Genomic DNA, 19,939 nt, shown 5'->3' with positions numbered 1-19,939 from the left:
CATCACGCCAGACAGAACCGATCATGCAGTTGACCCGCTTTACCGACCTCGGCCTCCGGGTATTGATGTACCTGACCCACCGCGAGCGCGGCACCCCGGTGACCATACCGGAAATCGCCGAGCGTTTCGCCGTGTCGCGCCACCACCTGGTCAAGGTGGTGCACTTCATGGCGCAGCAGGGCTGGCTGGTCACCACCCGCGGCAAGGGCGGCGGGCTGGCCTTGGCGCGCCCGGCCGATCACTACCGGCTGGGCGACGTCATCCGCACGCTGGAGGGCATGAGCGATCTGATCGACTGCGCCGAACCGCCCTGTGCGCTGCGCAGCGGCTGCCAGCTCAAGTCCGCACTCGACGTCGGGCTCACCGCCTTCTTCGAGGCGCTCAACCAGTTCACGCTGGCCTCCGCCGTGGCCGAACCGACCGGCGAGGCCATCATCCGACTGCACCGCCGGCCGCGCCCGCTGGCATCGGACGCCCCCTGACCGCCCCAGCGTCTGCCGGCCGCTGGCCGGAAGTTTGCTTGTCCTGAAAAGCATCTGCGGTGCGCGATATCGCCACACCGCCCACCGGGCCGCACGGCCCTCCTCCTGCCGCAGCGTCGCGGCAACACATCCCCGCAACAGAGCCGACCTAGGCTGTATCGGTCGGCCTCTTCGAGAAAGGGAGCACAGATGAAAACCACTGACATCGCATTGGCCCTGCAAGGCGGCGGCGCGCACGGCGCCTTCACCTGGGGCGTGCTGGACCGGCTGCTGGAAACGCGGCGCTTCCGTCCCACGGCGCTGAGCGGCGCCAGCGCCGGTGCCCTGAACGCGGCGCTCTTGACGCACGGCTTCATGCAAGACGGCTACGACGGCGCGCGCGAGGCGCTGAGCCGGTTCTGGCACCAGCTCTCGGCGCTCTATCCCTGGCCGGCGGCCCACACCCCACCCGCCGCGCTGCATGGCTTGCTGTTCCTGTCGCGCGTCCTCACCTCGGACCAGCTCAACCCGTTCGACTACAACCCGCTGCGCGAGCTGATCGACGCCAGCATCGATTTCACCCGGCTGCGCAGCAGCCGTATCCAGCTGTTCATCGCCGCGACCCACGTCAACAGCGGCCGCCTCAAGCTGTTCCACACCCATGAGCTGAGCACCGAGCATCTGCTCGCTTCCGCCTGCCTGCCGCAACTGCACCACACTGTCCATATCGACGGCGAGGCCTACTGGGACGGCGGGCTGACCGCCAATCCGCCGCTGTTCCCGCTCGCCTACCAGGGCCAAGCCAGCGACATCGTGCTGGTGACGCTGGTGCCGCAGCGCTGGGAGGAGACGCCCGACAGCGCGGGCCACGTCGACCGCCGCCTCAACGACATCAGCTTCGGCTCGTCGCTGCACACCGAGCTGCAGGGGCTGGCCATCGCCAAGCGCGAGGCCGACAAGAGCCTGCTGAGCCTGGGCCGGCTGGAGCGGCACCTGCGCCGGCTGCGCCTGCACCATATCGATGCGGACGCCACCACCGGCCAGCTCGACAGCCTGAGCAAGCTCACGCCGCATCACGGTCTGGTGCAGGAGCTGTTCGCCGCCGGACGCGAGCGTGCCCAGGCCTGGCTGGAGGACCATGGGGAGGCGGTGGGACAGAAAAGCACGATGCGGCTGTTGCGGCGCATCCACTGAGGCACGGCACAGGGGCGGCAAGAGCCCGCCCCCGGAGTCGCGCCCCGCTCAGATGGTGCGCGAGTAGCGCGCCTTCGTCTGGCGCTCGCGCAGGTGGCGGTCGAAGGCCATGGCGATGTTGCGGATCAGGAAGCGTCCCTTGGGCTCAACCATCAGGAAGTCGCCGTCGAAGGTCAGCAGGCCCTGCTGCTGGAACTCGCGGATGGCCGGCATCTCGGCGGCGAAATAGTCGGCGAAGACGATGCCGTGCACCTGCTCGATGGCCTCCACCGACAGCGCGAAGCGGCACATCAGCGCCTGGATGATGGAGCGGCGCAGGATGTCGTCGCCGTCCAGCACCATGCCGCGCAGCACCGGCAGGCGGTTCTCGTCGAGCGCGGCGTAGTAGCCTTCGAGATCCTTCTCGTTCTGGCTGTAACAGGGGCCGACCTTGCCGATCGACGACACGCCGAAGCCGATCATGTCGCAGTCGGCGTGCGTCGAGTAGCCCTGGAAGTTGCGCTGCAGGCGGCCCTGGCGCAAGGCCACGGTAAGGTCGTCCTCGGGCTTGGCGAAGTGGTCCATGCCGATGAACACGTAGCCGGCGGCGGACAGTTGCTCCACCGAGTGCTGCAGGATGTCGAGCTTGACCGGCGGCAGCGGCAGATCGGCCTCGTTGATGCGCCGCTGCGGCATGAACACGGTCGGCAGGTGGGCGTAGTTGTAGAGCGCGATGCGGTCCGGCCCCATGGCGATGACCTTGTCGACCGTTTCGGCCACCGAGGCCTGCGTCTGCAGCGGCAGGCCGTAGATCAGGTCGACGCTGACCGAGCGGAAGCCGGCCTCGCGCGCGGCGTCGATCACCACCCGCGTCTCTTCCTCGCTCTGGATGCGGTTGACCGCCTGCTGCACGCGCGGCTCGAAATCCTGCACCCCGACGCTCATGCGGTTGAAGCCGAGGCGGGCGAGATGCAGCACGGTTTCGCGCGTGACCTTGCGCGGATCTATCTCTATGGAATATTCTCCCTCCGCCAAGAATTCGAAGCGGGTTCGGAGTATTCCCATCAGCCGCTCCAGCTGTTCGTCCGACAGGAAGGTCGGGGTGCCGCCGCCGAAGTGCAGCTGGATGACTTTCTCGCGCTGGCCCAGCACGTCGGCCACCAGGTTGACCTCCTTCTCGAGGTAATCGAGGTAGCGGTCGGCGCGGCTCTTGTCCTTGGTGATGATCTTGTTGCAGCCGCAGTAGTAGCAGACGGTGTTGCAGAACGGCAGGTGCACGTACAGCGACACCGGCCCGCTGTTGGCGCCGATGCGGCGCTGCTGCAGCCAGTGACGGTAGTCCTTGGCGGTGAAGTCGTCGGTGAAGCGGTCGGCGGTCGGGTACGAGGTGTAGCGCGGGCCGGCGCCGTCCAGACGGGCGATCAGGGCGCGGTCGAATTCGCAGCGCGTCGGTGAAAACGGGTGGTGGGTGGCGTTCATGATGTCTCGCGATGGAAAAACCAGTGGTGGGCTGGTAAATTTGCGACAAACCACCCGCAAACGCTTTGACCGATATCAAGGCCCAACGCTTTGATCAACATCAAGGCTTACTTAACACAAGCAGAATCCCGCATGACTGACTCGACTGTTGTTCCCCTGCAAGCGCTCAAGGTCTCCTGCTCCAACTGCACGCTGCGCGAACTGTGCCTGCCCTTGGGACTGAACCGCGAGGAAATGACGCGACTGGATGCGGTGATCCGTCAGAGCCGGCGCCTGAAGCGCGGCGAGGCGCTGTTCCGCAACGGCGAAGGCTTCAAGTCGCTGTACGCGGTGCGCACCGGCTTCTTCAAGACCTGCATCTCCAGCCAGGACGGACGCGAACAGGTCACCGGCTTTCACATGTCGGGCGAACTGATGGGCCTGGACGGCATTTCGGCCAACGTGCACGGCTGCAACGCCATCGCGCTGGAGGACAGCGAGGTGTGCGAACTGCCGTTCAACCGCATGCAGAACCTGGCGCTGGAGATTCCCTCGCTGCAGCACCATTTCTACCGGCTGATGAGCCGCGAGATCGTGCGTGACCACAACGTGATGATGCTGCTGGGCAATATGAAGGCCGAGGAGCGGCTCGCCGCCTTCCTGCTCAACCTGTCGCAGCGTCTGACGGTGCGCGGCTTCGCGGCCAACGATTTCATCCTGCGCATGAGCCGCGAGGAGATCGGCAGCTTCCTCGGGCTCAAGCTGGAGACGGTCAGCCGCACGCTGTCCAAGTTCCAGCAGCAGGGCTGGCTCTCGGTGGACCACAAGCACATCCAGCTGCTGCAGCCCGAGCAGCTCAAGCAGCTGGTCGCCGGCTGCGCCAACGCCCATCCCACTCCGGGCCACTGAGCCCTCCCTGAATCGCCGATTTCGGCGGCGTCAGGCCGCCGGGGCGGTCAGAGCGCGCCGTTCACCGGCTTGCCGAGGGCGAGTTCGTGCACCGCGTCGAGCAGTTCGGCCAGCCGCGCCGGCGGCGGCCAGGAGGGTGGGCAGACGAAGCCGCGCGCCACCTCTTCCCAGCCGCCGTTCGCCAGCGGCAGCACCTCGGCCACCAGTTGCGGCGCTTCCGCCGCCGCCAGATGGCGGCGCAGCGTGTCTTCCTCCAGCGTTTCCGCCTCCTCCACCCGCGCCGGTGCCAGCCAGCGCAGCCGCGGCAGCCACACCCAGCGCGACTCCAGCGAGCGCCGCGGCCACGGCGCCAGCAGCGGCCGCGCCCAGCCGGTCAGCGGGTCCGGCGCCAGCGGCGGCTCCAGCAAGACCGCATGCGGGTAGAACAGCCAGCCCGCCAGGCGCGCACCGGCACGGCAGCCGGCGAAACCGTCCGGCAGCAGCGGCTGTGCCGCTTCGTGGCGCGACAGGGCGAGCTGGTCCTGCAGCTTGGCGGCCTTCAGCGCCCAGGCGTCGCGCAGGCTGGGGCCGACCAGGGTATGGCGCCCCTCGCCCAGCATCAGGTAGAACTTGCTGGCGGTTTCGAGGTGCCACGGTTCGCCGTCGATGCGCAGCAGGAAGTCGAATTCGCCGATGGTGCGCAGTTGGCCGTTCTGCACCTGCAGGTTGGCCGCCACGCACTCGATGTGCGGCACGTGCTGGAACCAGAACGCCAGCAGGTTTTCGGCATAGCGGCCGAGACGGGTGGTCGGACGGGCGGAAAGCCAGTCCACCAGGGAACGGGGATCGTGATCGAGTTCGGCCAACAGCGCCGGGCCGGCATCGCCCAGCAGGCGCTCGGGCAGGATGTCGGCACCGGTGAGCCAGGGCGCCGGCGCCGTCAATAGAAAAGCCAGATCGCGCACCGCCGGGTGCGCGTAGGGCAGGTAGAAGGTGCTACTGCTCGCGCCGGCCGTCATCGCGATGGGCCACGCGCTGCACCTGCTTGAGGAAGCCGCGCAGGATGTCGACTTCTTCGCGCAGCAGGTTGGCGCGGTTGAACAGCGTGCGCAGGCGGCGCATCAGGCGCTCGCCGTTGCGCCGCTCGTAGTAGCCGATGTCGGCCAGGGTCTGGTCGAGGTGGCCGCAGAAGCCTTCCACCTCGTCGCGCGTGGCGCTCTCAGCGTCAGCGCGCAGGTAGTCGACGCCGACGCCGGTGTGGCTGAACAGTTCGTAGGTCATCACCTGTACCGCCATCGCCAGGTTGAGCGAGAAGTACTCGGGGTTGCCGGGGATAGTCACCAGCCGGTTGCACAGCTCGACTTCGTCGATCGACAGGCCGAAGGTCTCGTTGCCGAACACCAGCGCCACCTGCTCGCCGTCGCGTGCGCGCGCCACCAGCTCGGGCGTGGTCTCGCGCGGCGTCGACAGCGGCGTGGTCAGCTCACGCCGGCGGCTGGTCAGCGCGCAGGCCACGGTGACGTCGGACAGGGCTTCGGCCAGGGTGCCGACCACCACGGCGTGCTCGAGCAGGTCGACCGCGCCGGAGGCCAGGGTCTCGGCCTCGGGGCTGGGGAAGGTCTTGGGCTCGACGAGGTAGAGCCGCGACAAGCCCATGGTCTTCATCGCCCGCGCCGCCGAGCCGATGTTGCCCGGATGGCTCGGACGCGCCAGCACGACACGAATGTTCTTCAAAAAATCAGGGACTTCGGGTTTCTTCATTGGCAATTTCGCATTAAAATGGACGGCTTATCAAAAGCCCGCCCACGAGCCGGGTTTTTTCGTTCCTTAACCCAGATTGTTTCCAGCGACGATTTTCCCCACCGGGAAAGCCGGAGCTGTGTCTTTACTAGAGGCCGTCAATGCATCCCATGCTCAACGTCGCGGTGAAAGCCGCCCGTCGCGCTGCTGGCATCATCCAGCGCGCGTCGCACAACGTCGACACCATCCGCGTCGAGAAGAAGCAGAACAACGATTTCGTTTCCGAAGTCGACCACGCCGCCGAAGAGGCGATCATCTCGACCATTCTCGACGCCTACCCCAAGCATGGGATTCTAGCAGAAGAGTCCGGCGCCAAAGGCCTGGGCAACGCCGAGTTCGAATGGATCATCGACCCGCTCGACGGCACCACCAACTTCCTGCACGGCCACCCGCAGTACTCGGTCTCGATCGCCTTGATGCACAAGGGCCAGATCCAGCAGGCCGTGGTGTACGACCCCAACCGCAACGATCTGTTCACCGCCTCGCGCGGCGTCGGCGCTTTCCTCAACGACCGCCGCATCCGCGTTTCCAAGCGCATCGCCATGAACGAGTGCGTGATCGCCACCGGTTTCCCGGTGACGGATCAGAGCTACATCGACCAGTACCTGGGCATGCTGAAGGATGTGCTGGGCAAGACCGCCGGCGTGCGCCGCGAGGGTTCGGCCGCGCTCGATCTGTGCAACGTGGCCTGCGGCCGCGTGGACGGTTTCTGGGAGCTGAATCTGAAGCCGTGGGACATTGCGGCGGGCAGCCTGATCGTGCAGGAAGCCGGCGGCATCGTGACCGATCTGAAGGGTGAGGATGGCTGGCTGGAGTCGGGCGACATCGTGGCCGGCAGCCCGAAGGTGTTGGCGCAGTTGTTGCATACGCTGGCGCCGCACGTGGGTTGATCCCCCGGTTCTCGGTGTCGTTCTGCAACGCCCCGTCGGTTCGCTGGCGGGGCGTTGTTGTTTCTGCCGTGGGCGTTTCGGCTCTTGTCGAACCATCCGCTCGCTTTTTCCGATATCGCTGGCGAGGGTGTGGGGGCCGGTTCCACCCGACAGACGGGCGGATTGGTTGCGTCGGTCATGTTTTGGCTCGTGGGGAAGCTGGTGAGGGAGTGGGGAGCCGGTTCCGCCCGGCGGACGGGAAGGGGGAGTTTGCGTCGCCAAACTCCCCCTTCACCCCCAAAGGCGAGCCCACCGCCGCTTGTCTCCGTCAGGCTGGAGGCTGGCGAGGCGCGGCGGAAACTAGCCGGGCGCTAACGTCGCCCGGCGTCTGTCAGGCGACATCGTAAATTGACCCCCTAGCGACACGAAGAACTGACCCCCTTGTTTGCAAGGAGGCAGTCGTTGGAAACGCAGTATTCAGCGAGTCATCCTGTACCCCGTGAGGTTTGTGGAGTACGGGAGATGTTGGAGCCGGAAGCAGTAACGGCAATCGTTCGACTGGGGCAATCCGGCTGGGGGGCGAAGCGGATTGCCAAGACGCTGGGAATCGCCCGAAATACCGTGCGGCACTATTTGCGTGCCGGCGGCCCGGTGCCATACCAGCAGCCGCAACGCAGCGGCGTGCTCACCGGGCACGAGGCCTGGCTACGTGAGCAGTTTCTAACGCACAAGGGCAACTGCGACGTGGTGCGTCAGCTACTGGCTAAGGAACACGGTATTGCCACCAGCCTGCGCACCGTTGAACGCGCCTGCCGGCCATATCGGCAGGAGCTTGAAGCCAGCCGGCGAGCGACGATCCGGTTCGAGACTGCTCCTGGCGAGCAGATGCAGATCGACTTCGGCCAAGTGCGCATCCAGATCGGTGGCGAACTGGTGCGTGTGTACCTGTTCGTGGCGACGCTTGGCTACTCGCGCCGTGGCTTTGTTTGCCCATTCCGTCACGAACGGCAGAGTGCTTGGTTTGGCGGTATCGAAGCGGCGTTCGAGCACTTCGGTGGACGGGTGCAGACTCTGCTGATCGATAACGCCAAGGCCCTCGTGGTCGAGCACGACATGCAGACCCGGCAGGTCCGCTTCAACAGCCGCTTCGAGGCGTTCTGCCGGCATTGGGATGTGCGCGTGAAGGCCTGCGCGCCGTTCCGTGCGCGCACCAAGGGCAAGACCGAGAACGGCGTTGGCTATGTGAAGAAGAATGCTATCGCCGGTTACACATTCGAGAGCTGGGCCGCATTGGAGGCTCACTTGACCCGCTGGCAGCGGGAGGTGGCCGATACCCGCATCCACGGGACGACCGGCATGGCGCCCAAGGAGCGGTTCGACGGCGAACGTCCGCATCTGCGTCCTGTTGCCGGCATAGTGCCGTTCCTGCAAGTGCGGGAGCTGATCCGTCGCGTCAATGCCGAAGGCTGTGTCGAGCTCGATACTAATGCCTACAGCGTGCCCTGGCGGCTGATCGGCGAGATGGTCACGGTCGCTGTACGAGCAGGCACGGTGACGGTCCATTACGCCGGCCAGGAAGTAGCGCATCACGCCGAGTTGGCCGGCAGTCGCGGACGGCAAATTGACCGCGCCCATCTGCTTGGGGTCGTGCCGCCGCTATCCGAGCCGGTCCCGCCACACGGCGGCGCTTTGCTGCGCCCGCTGGCAGAGTATGAGGAATTGGTCGGAGGGGGCTGGTGATGATCGAACCCGACCGACTGGAAGAACTGTTGACCCGGCTGCACTTGACGGCGATCCGGGATCAGCTGGATAGCCTGCTGGACGAAGCGAGCCGTGCCCAAATGACACTGCGCGAAGCGCTGCTGTTCCTGGCCGAGCGAGAGGTGGCCCGGCGCGATACGCGACGCATCCAGATGGGGATGAAGCTGGCTCGATTCCCCTGTGTACGCACGCTGGAGGGCTTCGACTTCGATGCGCAGCCGTCGATTGATCCCGGCCAGGTCCGGGATTTGGCCACCGGGCGCTGGATTGGCCACGGTCAAGCGTTGTTGCTGCTGGGACCGCCCGGAGTCGGCAAGACGCATTTGGCGGTAGCACTCGGGCGTGAGGCGGTAGAGCGGGGTTACACGGTGCTGTTCAGTTCTGCTGCGTCTCTGATGGCTGACTGACGAAGGCGCATGCCGATGGGCGCTTGGAGGAGAAGCTGTTGCAGCTATCGAAACCCAAGCTGCTGATCGTCGATGAATTGGGCTACCTGCCGCTGGAACCGGCGGCAGCGCACCTGTTCTTCCAGCTGGTCTCGCGGCGCTATGAGCGGGCAAGCCTACTGATCACCAGCAACCGCCCGGTGGGGGAATGGGGCCAAGTGTTTGGTGACGCAGTGGCGGCAACGGCCATCCTGGATCGGCTGCTGCATCACAGCCAGGTGGTCACGATCCGGGGAGATAGTTACCGGCTACGCGACAAACGACGGAGCGGCCTGCTGCAGAAGGCGGCGGCCGAACCGATTACATCAACTAGTTGATTAACCCTGGGGGTCAATTCCAGATGTCGCCAGGGGGTCAAATCCTCGTGTCGCTTGACAGACCCACTACTGACGCACTGGGTTTGTTGATTTGGATTGGTGAAAAGGCAAACCCAAAGCAGAACCCGACGAGATTGGCTGAGTATCTGTGGATAATTGCCTTCAGGCATCACTGTGCCAGGCATCCCTCTACCTGCCTTTGCCCGCATTCCCCAGTGCCAAAGTATTGCTGACGTGACTATCTGCCTTTCTGTCGCAAAGCGAAGAGGAACCCATCAAGGTTGGCCGAAGACTTAGGAATCATGCCTTTGGTCAACGTAGCACTGGTTTCTCCAATGGCCAAACGTTACAAAAGACCTGCATATCCGTCTTTGCCTGTATTCCCAACGCCAAAACATGACCGATGCGACCAATCCGCCCTTCTGCCGCGCCGGCTGGATGGGGGATGGCGAGGTTTTAAGCGGCGGGCTGTCCGACGCCGGGCGACGTTAGCGCCCGGCTAGTTTCCGCCGCGCCTCGCCAGCCTCCAGCCTGACGGAGACAAGCGGCGGTGGGCTCGCCTTTGGGGGTGAAGGGGGAATTTGGCGACGCAAATTCCCCCTTCCCGTCCGCCGGGCGGAACCGGCACCTCACTCCCTCACCAGCTTCCCCACGAGCCAAAACCTGACCAACACAACCAATCCCCCCTTCCACCGCACCTCACCAGCGATATAAGAATCGCCTATAACCCGGCCGAGCCCAGTACCCCAGCCCTGAACAGCATCGCCCCTCCACCCTGTGCGAAAAACCGCACAACTCCCCTGCCCCTGTCTGGACTTTCGCCCACACCACCACGCCATCCAAAAACAAAATCACAAAAATTCAACAACTTACAAAACAACACTGCATGGCACGCTTCCTGCAAATCACTACGACAAGGCCACCAACGAGTGCCCTGCCCAGTACAACACCGAAGGAGACAAACCATGCTGCGTCATACCACCGCCATCGCCGTTTTCTGCGCCCTCGCCGCGAGCCAGGCCGCCAGCGCCCAGGACACCGTGCGCCTGGGCAACCTCAAGTTCGCCCACTACGGCGCCGTGTCCTACATGAAGGAAATCTGCGGCAAGTACAACATCAAGGTCGAAGAACGGCTGTTCGCCAAAGGCACCGACATCATGCCGGCCATCATCGCCGACGAGATCGACGTCGCCGCCTCGGCCGCCGATGCCGCCATCTCCGCCCGCGCCAACGGCGTGCCGGTGTACGCCGTGGCCGGCTTCGCCAAGGGCGGGGCGCGCATCATCGCCCAGGCCGATTCCGGCATCAAGAGCATGCGCGACCTGAAGGGCAAGAAGGTCGGCGTCACCCGCGGCGGCGCGCACGAGCTGCTGCTCTTGGCCGAGCTGGAGAAGAACGGCCTGACCTGGTCGGACAAGCCGGGCAAGGACGTGCAGATCGTCTACCTCGCCTACGCCGACCTGAACCAGGCGCTGGCCGGCAAGCAGATCGACGCGATGTGCCAGTCCGAGCCGCAGTCGTCGCAGGCCCTCAGCAAGAAGTTCGGCGTCGAGCTCTTGAAGCCCTACGACACCGCGATGGGCGAGCCGGTGCGCACCTTGGTGATGAGCGAAAAGCTCTATAACCAGCGCGACGTGGCCGGGCGGCTGATGAAGTGCTTCGTCGAGGCCACCAGCACCTTCAACAAGAACCCGCAGCTCGCCGAGAAGTACGTGCGCGAGAACCTGTTCAAAGGCCAGTTGAGCGCCGAGGACTTCCGCGACGCGATGAACAACGCCGACTACACCTACGACGTGACCGCGCTGCACCTCGACGTCACCACCCACTTCATGCAGAAGTACGGCGTCGGCCGCATGGCCAAGCCGCCCAAGGCGGTGGAGTGGGTCAAGCTCGATCTGCTGCAGCAGGCCAAGAACGAGCTGAAAGTGAAGTGAGGCCCATCATGCGCAAACACCTGACGTCTTTCGCGCACGGGGCCATCGTCCCCGTCGTCATCCTGCTGGTCTGGGAAGCCTGCGCCCGCGCCGGCCTGGTTTCACCCATCGTGCTGCCGGCGCCGTCGGCGGTGGCCGCCAAGTGGTGGGAGGCGCTGCAATCGGGCGAGCTGGTGCACGACTCGATCGCCAGCCTGTACCGCGTGGTGGTGGGCTTCCTGGTCGGCGCCGCACTGGCGCTGCCGCTGGGGCTGACCATGGGGTCGAGCCCGCGCCTCTACAGTCTGTTCAACCCCTTGCTGCAGCTCTTGCGCCCGATCCCGCCGATCGCCTATATCCCGCTCGCCATCCTGTGGTTCGGGCTGGGCAATCCGCCCTCGGTGTTCCTGATCGCCATCGGCGCCTTCTTCCCGGTGCTGATGAACACCATCGCCGGGGTGCGCCACGTCGACGGCATCTACCTGCGTGCGGCACGCAACCTGGGCGTGGGTCCGCTAGCGATGTTCACCCGCGTGATGCTGCCGGCGGCAACGCCCTACATCCTGACCGGGGTGCGCATCGGCATCGGCACCGCCTTCATCGTGGTCATCGTGTCCGAGATGATCGCGGTCAACGACGGGCTTGGCTTCCGCATCCTGGAAGCGCGCGAGTTCATGTGGTCGGACAAGATCATCGCCGGCATGATCACCATCGGCCTGTTGGGGCTGGTGCTGGATAGCGCGATGAACGCGCTCAACAACTACCTGCTGCGCTGGCATCGCGGCCTGGATCACTGAGGAGTAGCACCATGCAAGCACAACAGATCGTCGTGAACGACGTACAGAAGGTGTTCCGCACCCAGGAGCGCGACGTGGTGGCCTTGAAGGACATCAACCTGACCATCAGGCAGGGCGAGTTCGTCTGCCTCTTGGGGCCGTCGGGCTGCGGCAAGTCCACCCTGCTCAACGCCATCGCCGGCTTCTCGCTGCCCTCGTCCGGCGCCATCCTGGTCGATGGCCAGGCGGTCACCGCGCCGGGGCCGGAGCGCGGCATGGTGTTTCAGGAGTACGCGCTGTTTCCGTGGATGACGGTGGCCGAGAACGTCGCCTTCGGGCTCGAGGTCAAGGGCATGGCCAAGGCCGAGATCGCGGCGCGCGTCGACGGCCTGCTCGAGACGCTGCACCTGAAGGACTTCCGCAACCGCTTCCCCAAGGACCTGTCCGGCGGCATGCGCCAGCGCGTGGCGATTGCCCGCGTGCTGGCGATGGACTCGCCGATCATGCTGATGGACGAGCCGTTCGGCGCGCTCGACGCGCTGACGCGGCGCAACCTGCAGGACGAGCTCTTGCGCATCTGGTCCGAGTTCGGCAAGACCATCGTCTTCGTCACCCACAGCATCGAGGAGTCCATCTACCTGGCCGACCGCATCGTGGTGATGACCTACCGGCCGGGCACGGTCAAACGCGATCACCACGTGACCATGCCGCGCCCGCGCGATCCGTCCAGCGCCGAGTTCAACGAGCTCAAGCGCGAGCTGGGACGCCTGGTGATGGAGGAGCAGCAGCGCCACGCGGCGGCGGAGATGAAGCTGGCCGCAGTCGATTGATTGCCGCACAATCGACGGCATGAGCGTCCTGACCTTTCCGTCCGCCTTGCCGCACCTGCACCGGCTCCGCCGCCGCACCGTGTTCGGTGCGCTGGCGGGGCTGGTGCTGTGCGTGCTGGTGGCACTGGCCGCCTATGGACTGCTGCTGCAGGAGCAGCTGGCCCAGCAGCGCCAGGCCAATGCCCAGCGCCTGAGCGCCTACGCGCTGAGCCTGGACAACCTGCTCGCCCGCCACGAGACCCTGCCCTATGTGCTGAGCCTGGACGGGCGGCTGGCGAATCTGCTGGCGCGGCCGACGGATGCGGCACTGACGGCCGAGGTGAACCGCTACCTCGAAGGCGTGCAGCGCCGCGCCGGGGTGGCAGCGGTGTTCCTGCTCGACCGCCACGGCCAGACCCTGGCCGCTTCCAACTGGCACACGCCGCAAAGCTTCGTCGGCCAGTCCTACGCCTTCCGTCCCTATTTCCGCGATGCCGCCGAGGGCCGTCCCGGCCGCTTCTACGGCATCGGCAACACCACGCGCACGCCGGGCTTCTTCCTGTCCGCCCCCCTGCCCGGCCCTTCCGGTCCCGCCGGGGTGGTGGTGGTCAAGGTCAGCCTGGACGGTATCGAGCGCACCTGGCGTGCCAGCGGCGATCATCTCGCGCTGGCGGACCGCGACGGCGTGCTGTTCATCGCCACCGAACCCGCCTGGCAATACCGAACCCTGGCGCCGCTCCCGCCGGAGGTGCGCCGGCGGCTGCAGGACAATCGCCAGTACGGCGACCAGCGCCTGCCCCCGCTCGCCGATGGCGTCGCCATCCATGCTGGCGGGGAGCGGCTGCGTCTGCCACTGGGGCGGCAGCGCGCCGACCTGCTCGCCCAGTCCCACCCCGCCGGCTCCCTCGGCTGGCGCGTGCTGCTGTTCAGCGAGTTGACCGAAGCGCGCCAGGCGGCGGCCGGCGGCGCCGCGGCAATCGGCTTCGCCATGGCCTTCGTGCTGGTGCTAGCGGTGTACGGGCAGCAGCGCCGGCGCCGGCTGGCGGAGCGGCGCGCGGCCCAGGCCGAATTGCGCCGCGTGGAGGCCGAGCTGGAGACGCGCATCGCCGAGCGCACCGCAGCGCTGCAGGCCGCCAACACCGCGCTGGCGAACCGGGTGGACGCCCTCAAGCGCACCGAGAGCATCCTGCGCGAGACCCGCGACAGCGCGGTGCAGGCCGGCAAGCTGGCAGTGCTGGGGCAGATGGCGGCCGGCGTCACCCACGAATTGAACCAGCCGCTCGCCGCGCTCAACACCTTGTCCGACAACGCCGTGAAGCTGATCGAACTCACGCGCTACGACGAGGCGCGCGACAACCTGAGCCTGATCGGCCAGCTCACCGGCCGCCTTGGCCGCATCATCGGCCAGCTCAAGTCGTTCGCGCGCCAGGCACCGGCCGAGACGGCGGCGGTCAGCGTGGCGCAGGCGGTCGAGCATGCCTGCCTGATCGTCGAGCCGCGCCGGCGCGAGTTGGAGGCGGTGATCGCCGCCGATATCGACCCGACGCTGCAGGTCCAGGCCGACGTGGTGCGGCTGGAGCAGGTGCTGGTCAACCTGCTGCGTAACGGCCTCGACGCCATGGCGGGCCAGCCCGCGCCGCGTCTGGATCTCAACGCCACACGCCACGGCACGCGGCTGCGGCTGACGGTGCGCGACCACGGCCCCGGCTTGCCGGCCGAGGCGCTGGAGCGGCTGTTCGAACCGTTCTACACCACCAAGCCCGCCGGCCAGGGGTTGGGCCTCGGCCTGGCCATTTCGCTCGCCATCGTCGAGAGCTTCGGCGGCACGCTGACCGCCGGCAACGCCAACGGCCCCGGCGCCGTGTTCCGGCTCGACCTGCCCGTGCCCCCTCTTTCTGGAGACCTTCCCCGATGACCGATTCCGCACTGCCGGTTTTCCTGGTCGAAGACGACCCCGTGGTGCGCCACGGCTGCGCGCAGGCGCTGCGGCTGGCGGGCTTTGCCGTGACCGATTTCGGCGATGCCGAGAGCGCTCTCACGGCACTCGAACAGGCCTCGCCCGGTGCGCTGGTGAGCGACGTACGCCTGCCCGGACGCGACGGCCTGGCGCTGCTGCAACTGGCGCGCCGCCTCGACCCGGAGCTGCCGGTGATCCTGATCACCGGCCACGGCGACGTCACGCTGGCGGTGCAGGCGATGCGCGAAGGCGCCTACGACTTCATCGAGAAGCCGTTCCCGTCCGAGCGGCTGGCCGACGTGGTGGGGCGGGCGCTGGAAAAACGTGCCTTACAACTGGAGAACCGCCGCCTGCGTGAGCAGTTGCAAGCCGGCGGTGATTCGCCACTGATCGGCCAGACCCCGGCGATGCAGAACCTGCGCCGACTGGTGGCGGCACTGGCGCCGACCGGAGTCGACATCCTGATCAACGGCGAGACCGGCTGCGGCAAGGAGGTGGTGGCGCGCGCCATCCACGACGCCAGCGGCCGGCGCGGGCGCTTCGTGGCGCTCAACTGCGGCGCGCTGCCGGAAAGCGTGTTCGAGAGCGAGATCTTCGGCCACGAGAGCGGCGCCTTCACCGGCGCCGCCAAGCGGCGCATCGGCAAGTTCGAGCTGGCGCACGGCGGCACGCTGTTCCTCGACGAGATCGAGAGCATGCCGCTCGCGCTGCAGGTCAAGCTGCTGCGGGCGCTGCAGGAGCGGGTGATCGAGCGGCTGGGCGGCAACGAGCCGATTCCGGTGGATTGCCGCGTGATCGCCGCGAGCAAGGCGGACCTCAAAGCCGAGGCCGACGCCGGGCGCTTCCGCAGCGACATGTACTACCGCCTCAACGTCGCCCGCCTCGACCTGCCGCCGCTGCGCGAGCGCAAGGCCGACATTCCGCTGTTGATGGCGCACTTCCTGCAGCAGGCCGCCGCCCGTTTCGGCCGCCCGATACCGGAGTGGACACCGGCCGACCTGGCACGCTGGCAGCGCCACGACTGGCCGGGTAACGTGCGCGAGTTGCGCAACGTCGCCGAGCGCTACTGCCTGGGACTGGGCGACGGGCTGGAGCCCTCCGTCACCGAGCCGGCTGGGGGTGAGACCTCGCTCGCCGCCGTGGTGGAAGCGGCGGAGAAAGCCTGCATCGAGGAGGCACTGTCCCGCACCGGCGGCCAGGTGATCAAGGCTGCCGAACTGCTGCAACTGCCGCGCAAGACGCTGTACGACAAGCTGCACCGGCATGGTCTCGATCCGGAGCGTTACCGCCGCTAGCCGCGCGCCCAAAAAGAAGCCCAACCGAGGTTGGGCTCAAGTTACACCGTGTGGACCGGGTCTTACAAACTGGGGAAAGCGAACTGCGAGGCCTCGTGGCTGGCGCGTTGCGGCCAGCGCTGGGTGATGGCCTTGCGCCGGGTATAGAAGCGCACGCCGTCCGGGCCGTAGGCGTGCAGGTCGCCGAACAGCGAGCGCTTCCAGCCGCCGAAGCTGTGGTAGGCCACCGGCACCGGCAGCGGCACGTTGATGCCGACCATGCCGACTTCGATCTGGTCGGCGAACAGGCGAGCCGCCTCGCCGTCGCGGGTGAAGATGCAGGTGCCGTTGCCGTATTCGTGGGCGTTGATCAGGGCGATGGCCTCTTCCAGGCTGTTGACGCGCACCACGCACAGCACCGGGCCGAAGATTTCTTCCTGGTAGATGCGCATCTCCGGGGTGACGCGGTCGAACAGGGTGCCGCCGACGAAGTAGCCCTCTTCATGGCCGGCGACGCGGTAGCCACGGCCGTCCACCACCAGCTCGGCACCGGCCGCAACACCGTCGTCGATGTAACCGACCACCTTGTCGCGGGCGGCGGCGGTGACCAGCGGGCCCATGTCGAGGCCGCAGGTGGTGCCGGCGCCGATCTTCAGGGCCTTGATCTGCGGCGTGAGCTTGCCCACCAGGGCATCGGCCACCTGGTCGCCCACGCACACCGCCACCGAGATCGCCATGCAGCGTTCGCCGCAGGAGCCGTAGGCGGCGCCCATCAGCGCGCTGACGGCGTTGTCGAGATCGGCATCCGGCATCAGCACGGCGTGGTTCTTGGCGCCGCCCAGGGCCTGCACGCGCTTGCCGCGCCGGGTAGCCTCGCTGTAGATGTATTCGGCGATCGGGGTGGAGCCGACAAAGCTGAGGGCCTTCACATCCGGTGCCTCGATCAGTGCATCCACCGCTTCCTTGTCGCCGTGCACCACGTTCAGCACGCCCTTGGGCAGGCCGGCTTCGTGCAGCAGTTGGGCGATCAGGAGTGTCGAACTCGGGTCGCGCTCGGAGGGCTTGAGGATGAAGGTGTTGCCGCAGGCGATGGCGAGCGGGTACATCCACAGCGGCACCATGGCAGGGAAGTTGAACGGGGTGATGCCGGCCACCACGCCCAGCGGCTGGAAGTCGGACCAGGCGTCGATGTTGGGGCCAACGTTGCGGTTGTATTCGCCCTTGAGCAGTTCCGGCACGCCGCAGGCGTACTCGACGTTCTCGATGCCGCGCTTCAGTTCGCCGGCCGCGTCTTCCAGCGTCTTGCCGTGCTCTTCGCTGATGAGCTGGGCGATGCGCTGCTCGTTGGCTTCCAAGAGTTGCTTGAAGCGGAACATCACTTGCGCGCGCTTGGCGGGCGGGGTGTTGCGCCAGGCCGGGTAGGCAGCCTTGGCGGCGGCAACGGCTGTCTCCACGGTGGCGATGTCCGCCAATGGCAATTGATGGATGGCGGCGCCGGTGGAGGGGTTGTAGACGGCGGTGCTGCGGCTGCCGCCGGCGCTCAGTTCGCCGTTGATGAGGTGTTGCAGCGTGGTCATGGCATCTTCCTGATTGAATTCGGTTGGCTGGGCCGGCTTTGCCGCCGGCCCGTGAAAACACATGGCAAGGATCAAGCGACCTGGTTGAGCGCTTCGCCGACTGCGTCGAACAGGCGGTCGAGCTCGGCCGGGGTGCTGGTGAACGGAGGGCCGAACTGCAGGCAATCGCCGCCGTAGCGCACGTAGAAACCGGCTTGCCACAGTTTCATCGCGGCCTCGAACGGACGCACGATGGCGTCACCGTCGCGCGGGGCGAGCTGGATGGCACCGGCGAGGCCGCAGTTGCGGATGTCCACCACGTGCTGGCTGCCCTTGACGCCGTGAATGGCCTTCTCGAAGTGCGGCGCCAGTTCGGCAACACGTGCCACCAGGTTCTCGCGCTCGAGGATGTCGAGTGCGGCGAGGCCCGCCGCGCAGGCCACCGGGTGCGCCGAGTAGGTGTAGCCCTGGGTGAATTCGACCGCGTATTCGGGCAGGCTCTGGCCCATGAAGGTGTCGTAGATTTCCCTGCTCGCCACCACCGCGCCCATCGGCACGGCGCCGTTGGTGAGCTGCTTGGCGAGGTTCATGATGTCCGGCACCACGCCGAAGTAGTCGGACCCGAACAGCTTACCCATGCGGCCGAAGCCGGTGATCACTTCGTCGAAGATCAACAGGATGTTGTGCTGGTCGCAAATCTGGCGCAGGCGCTGGAGGTAGCCCGCCGGCGGCACGATCACGCCGGCCGAGCCCGCCACCGGCTCGACGATGACGGCGGCGATGTTGGAGGCGTCGTGCAGTTCGATCAGGCGCAGCAGGTCGTCGGCCAGTTCGATGCCGTGCTCCGGCAAGCCGCGGCTGAAGGCGTTCTGCGGCAGCAGGGTGTGCGGCAGGTGGTCGACGTCGAGCAGCGAGCCGTAGGCCTTGCGGTTGCCATTGATGCCGCCCAGGCTGGTGCCGGCGATGTTGACGCCGTGGTAGCCGCGCGCCCGGCCGATCAGCTTGGTCTTGCTGGCCTGGCCCTTCAGGCGCCAGTAGGCGCGTGCCATCTTGACCGCGGTGTCGGCGCATTCGGAGCCGGAGTTGGTGAAGAACACGTGGTCGAGCCCGGCCGGGGTCATGCCGGCGACCTTTTCGGCCAGCTTGAACGACAGCGGGTGGCCGAACTGGAAGGCCGGGGAGTAGTCGAGCGTGCCGAGTTGCCGGGCGACCGCAGAGGCGATTTCCTGGCGGGTGTGACCAGCGCCGCAACACCACAGGCCGGACAGGCTGTCGTAGATCTGACGGCCATCGGCGTCGGTCAGGTAGTTGCCGCTGGCGGCGACGATCAGGCGCGGGTCGCGCTGGAAGTTACGGTTGGCGGTAAACGGCATCCAGTGAGCGCGCAGGTCGAGATCGGTGGCGAGAGATGGCGTGACGGGCTGGGGCGAATTCATGGCACGGCTCCTGAAACGGTAAGGTGGAACAGGAAGTGGAAGTAACGGTGTCTAGCTTGCATCAACTGGCATGGTGAGTTAAATCATATTCTTCTCACGTTCAGTTTCGGTTTTACTCAACCATGAGCAAGACACACGCCCTCGCCCAGGTCAGCGATTTCGATATCCGGCTGCTACGACTGTTCAAGACCGTGGTGGAGTGCGGCAGCTTCGCCGCCGCCGAAGGGGTGCTGGGCATCAGCCGCTCGGCCATCAGCCTGCACATGGGGGATCTGGAAAAGCGCTTGGGGATGCGTTTGTGTCAGCGCGGCCGTGCCGGCTTCGCGCTGACCGACGAGGGGCGCGAGGTGTTGCGCGCGAGCCAGACGCTGCTCGCCGCCATCGAAGGTTTCCGCAGCGAGGTCAACCAGTTGCACCGCCAACTGCGCGGGGAATTCAACATCGGCATCATCAACAACATGGTGACCCAGCCGCACATGCGCATCACCCACGCGCTGAAGGCGCTGCGCACGCAAGGGCCGGGGGTGCGCATCAATATCGGCATGAGCACGCCGGGCGATATCGAGCGCGGAGTGCTCGACGGCCAGTTGCATGTCGGCGTGATCCCGCAGATCACCTCACTGGCCGGACTGGAATACCATCCGCTCTACGAGGAGCGCTCGCTGCTCTATTGCAGCCGCGAGCACCCGCTGTTCGCCCGCCCGGACAACGGCATCGACACCGGGGAGCTGAGCCGCAGCGAAGCCATCGCGCCCAGCTACCAGCTCCCGCTCGAGGCCCAGGAGCGGCTTCAGACAATGAACTGCTGCGCCACCGCCTCGGACCGTGAGGGCATCGCCTTCCTGATCCTTACCGGCAGCTTCATCGGCTTTCTGCCCGACCACTACGCGGCGCGCTGGGTGGAACAGGGCCAACTGCGCGCCCTGCTCCCCGAGCGCTATCACTACGACATTCCACTGGCCGTGGTCACGCGCAAGGGACGCCGTCCCAACCTGATCCTGGAGCGCTTTCTCGAGAACCTGGCGGGGACGGCGTAAGGGACGCC

The 19,939-nt window shown here is 66.4% G+C and carries 18 protein-coding genes; 13 read left to right on the top strand and 5 right to left on the bottom strand.

Going from position 1 to position 19,939, the window contains the following annotated elements; genetic code table 11:
* Positions 1-23: 23 nt before the first annotated feature.
* Positions 24-482: an Rrf2 family transcriptional regulator gene (locus PSEMAI1_RS0103150; protein WP_024301460.1), complete on the top strand. Its 459-nt coding sequence runs from the start codon at positions 24-26 to the stop codon at positions 480-482.
* A gap of 189 nt (positions 483-671) precedes the next feature.
* A complete protein-coding gene (locus tag PSEMAI1_RS0103145; protein WP_024301459.1) occupies positions 672-1,655 on the top strand; it encodes a patatin-like phospholipase family protein in 984 nt (327 codons plus the stop codon).
* Between the two features lie 48 nt (positions 1,656-1,703).
* Here the strand turns inward: PSEMAI1_RS0103145 and hemN are convergent, their stop codons facing one another.
* A complete protein-coding gene (hemN, locus tag PSEMAI1_RS0103140) occupies positions 1,704-3,113 on the bottom strand; it encodes an oxygen-independent coproporphyrinogen III oxidase (protein WP_024301458.1) in 1,410 nt (469 codons plus the stop codon).
* Positions 3,114-3,245: 132 nt separating this feature from the next.
* Between hemN and fnr the strand changes: the two genes are divergently transcribed.
* The gene (fnr, locus tag PSEMAI1_RS0103135; RefSeq protein WP_024301457.1) at positions 3,246-4,001 is read left to right on the top strand and encodes a fumarate/nitrate reduction transcriptional regulator Fnr; all 756 of its coding nucleotides are present in this window, start codon (positions 3,246-3,248) and stop codon (positions 3,999-4,001) included.
* Positions 4,002-4,048: 47 nt separating this feature from the next.
* Here fnr and PSEMAI1_RS0103130 read toward each other — a convergent pair whose 3' ends face one another.
* Together PSEMAI1_RS0103130 and PSEMAI1_RS0103125 are read right to left on the bottom strand one after the other, a co-directional pair.
* A complete protein-coding gene (locus PSEMAI1_RS0103130; protein WP_024301456.1) occupies positions 4,049-4,999 on the bottom strand; it encodes a DUF1853 family protein in 951 nt (316 codons plus the stop codon).
* Positions 4,977-5,741: an RNA methyltransferase gene (locus PSEMAI1_RS0103125; RefSeq protein ID WP_024301455.1), complete on the bottom strand. Its 765-nt coding sequence runs from the start codon at positions 5,739-5,741 to the stop codon at positions 4,977-4,979. Before PSEMAI1_RS0103125 ends, PSEMAI1_RS0103130 begins: the two co-directional genes overlap by 23 nt.
* Positions 5,742-5,881: 140 nt before the next feature.
* Between PSEMAI1_RS0103125 and PSEMAI1_RS0103120 the strand changes: the two genes are divergently transcribed.
* The 9 genes from PSEMAI1_RS0103120 (at position 5,882) to PSEMAI1_RS0103085 (ending at position 15,923) form a co-directional block, all read left to right on the top strand.
* On the top strand, positions 5,882-6,670 hold the full coding sequence (locus PSEMAI1_RS0103120) for an inositol monophosphatase family protein (RefSeq protein WP_024301454.1): 789 nt from the start codon (positions 5,882-5,884) through the stop codon (positions 6,668-6,670).
* 501 nt (positions 6,671-7,171) lie between these two features.
* On the top strand, positions 7,172-8,389 hold the full coding sequence (istA, locus tag PSEMAI1_RS0103115) for an IS21 family transposase (protein WP_029770402.1): 1,218 nt from the start codon (positions 7,172-7,174) through the stop codon (positions 8,387-8,389).
* Positions 8,389-8,817, top strand: coding sequence for an ATP-binding protein (locus PSEMAI1_RS22375; protein ID WP_304412732.1), 429 nt, complete (start codon positions 8,389-8,391; stop codon positions 8,815-8,817). The genes istA and PSEMAI1_RS22375 overlap by 1 nt, the downstream gene beginning before the upstream one ends.
* 38 nt (positions 8,818-8,855) lie before the next feature.
* On the top strand, positions 8,856-9,173 hold the full coding sequence (locus PSEMAI1_RS22370) for an ATP-binding protein (protein WP_304412731.1): 318 nt from the start codon (positions 8,856-8,858) through the stop codon (positions 9,171-9,173).
* A 965-nt stretch (positions 9,174-10,138) separates the two neighbouring features.
* Positions 10,139-11,107 carry an ABC transporter substrate-binding protein gene (locus PSEMAI1_RS0103105; protein ID WP_024301453.1) on the top strand — a complete coding sequence of 323 codons (969 nt, stop codon included), beginning with the start codon at positions 10,139-10,141 and terminating at the stop codon, positions 11,105-11,107.
* A gap of 8 nt (positions 11,108-11,115) precedes the next feature.
* Positions 11,116-11,883 (top strand): ABC transporter permease, encoded by a 768-nt coding sequence (locus PSEMAI1_RS0103100; protein WP_024301452.1) that lies wholly within the window; start codon positions 11,116-11,118, stop codon positions 11,881-11,883.
* 11 nt (positions 11,884-11,894) lie between these two features.
* On the top strand, positions 11,895-12,692 hold the full coding sequence (locus PSEMAI1_RS0103095) for an ABC transporter ATP-binding protein (RefSeq protein ID WP_024301451.1): 798 nt from the start codon (positions 11,895-11,897) through the stop codon (positions 12,690-12,692).
* Positions 12,693-12,711: 19 nt separating this feature from the next.
* Positions 12,712-14,586, top strand: a complete 1,875-nt coding sequence (locus tag PSEMAI1_RS0103090) for an ATP-binding protein (RefSeq protein ID WP_024301450.1) — start codon at positions 12,712-12,714, stop codon at positions 14,584-14,586.
* Positions 14,583-15,923: a sigma-54 dependent transcriptional regulator gene (locus PSEMAI1_RS0103085; protein ID WP_024301449.1), complete on the top strand. Its 1,341-nt coding sequence runs from the start codon at positions 14,583-14,585 to the stop codon at positions 15,921-15,923. The genes PSEMAI1_RS0103090 and PSEMAI1_RS0103085 overlap by 4 nt, the downstream gene beginning before the upstream one ends.
* Before the next feature lie 62 nt (positions 15,924-15,985).
* Here PSEMAI1_RS0103085 and PSEMAI1_RS0103080 read toward each other — a convergent pair whose 3' ends face one another.
* Both PSEMAI1_RS0103080 and PSEMAI1_RS0103075 read right to left on the bottom strand, forming a co-directional pair.
* Positions 15,986-17,479, bottom strand: coding sequence for a CoA-acylating methylmalonate-semialdehyde dehydrogenase (locus PSEMAI1_RS0103080; RefSeq protein WP_024301448.1), 1,494 nt, complete (start codon positions 17,477-17,479; stop codon positions 15,986-15,988).
* A 71-nt stretch (positions 17,480-17,550) separates the two neighbouring features.
* Positions 17,551-18,894: an aspartate aminotransferase family protein gene (locus tag PSEMAI1_RS0103075; protein WP_024301447.1), complete on the bottom strand. Its 1,344-nt coding sequence runs from the start codon at positions 18,892-18,894 to the stop codon at positions 17,551-17,553.
* 122 nt (positions 18,895-19,016) lie between these two features.
* Between PSEMAI1_RS0103075 and PSEMAI1_RS0103070 the strand changes: the two genes are divergently transcribed.
* Positions 19,017-19,931, top strand: coding sequence for a LysR family transcriptional regulator (locus PSEMAI1_RS0103070; protein WP_024301446.1), 915 nt, complete (start codon positions 19,017-19,019; stop codon positions 19,929-19,931).
* The last annotated feature ends 8 nt before the right edge of the window (positions 19,932-19,939 follow it).

The sequence above is a fragment of the Pseudogulbenkiania sp. MAI-1 genome, from assembly GCF_000527175.1.
GTDB lineage: Bacteria > Pseudomonadota > Gammaproteobacteria > Burkholderiales > Chromobacteriaceae > Pseudogulbenkiania.
This window is presented reverse-complemented; position numbering and strand designations above follow the sequence as displayed.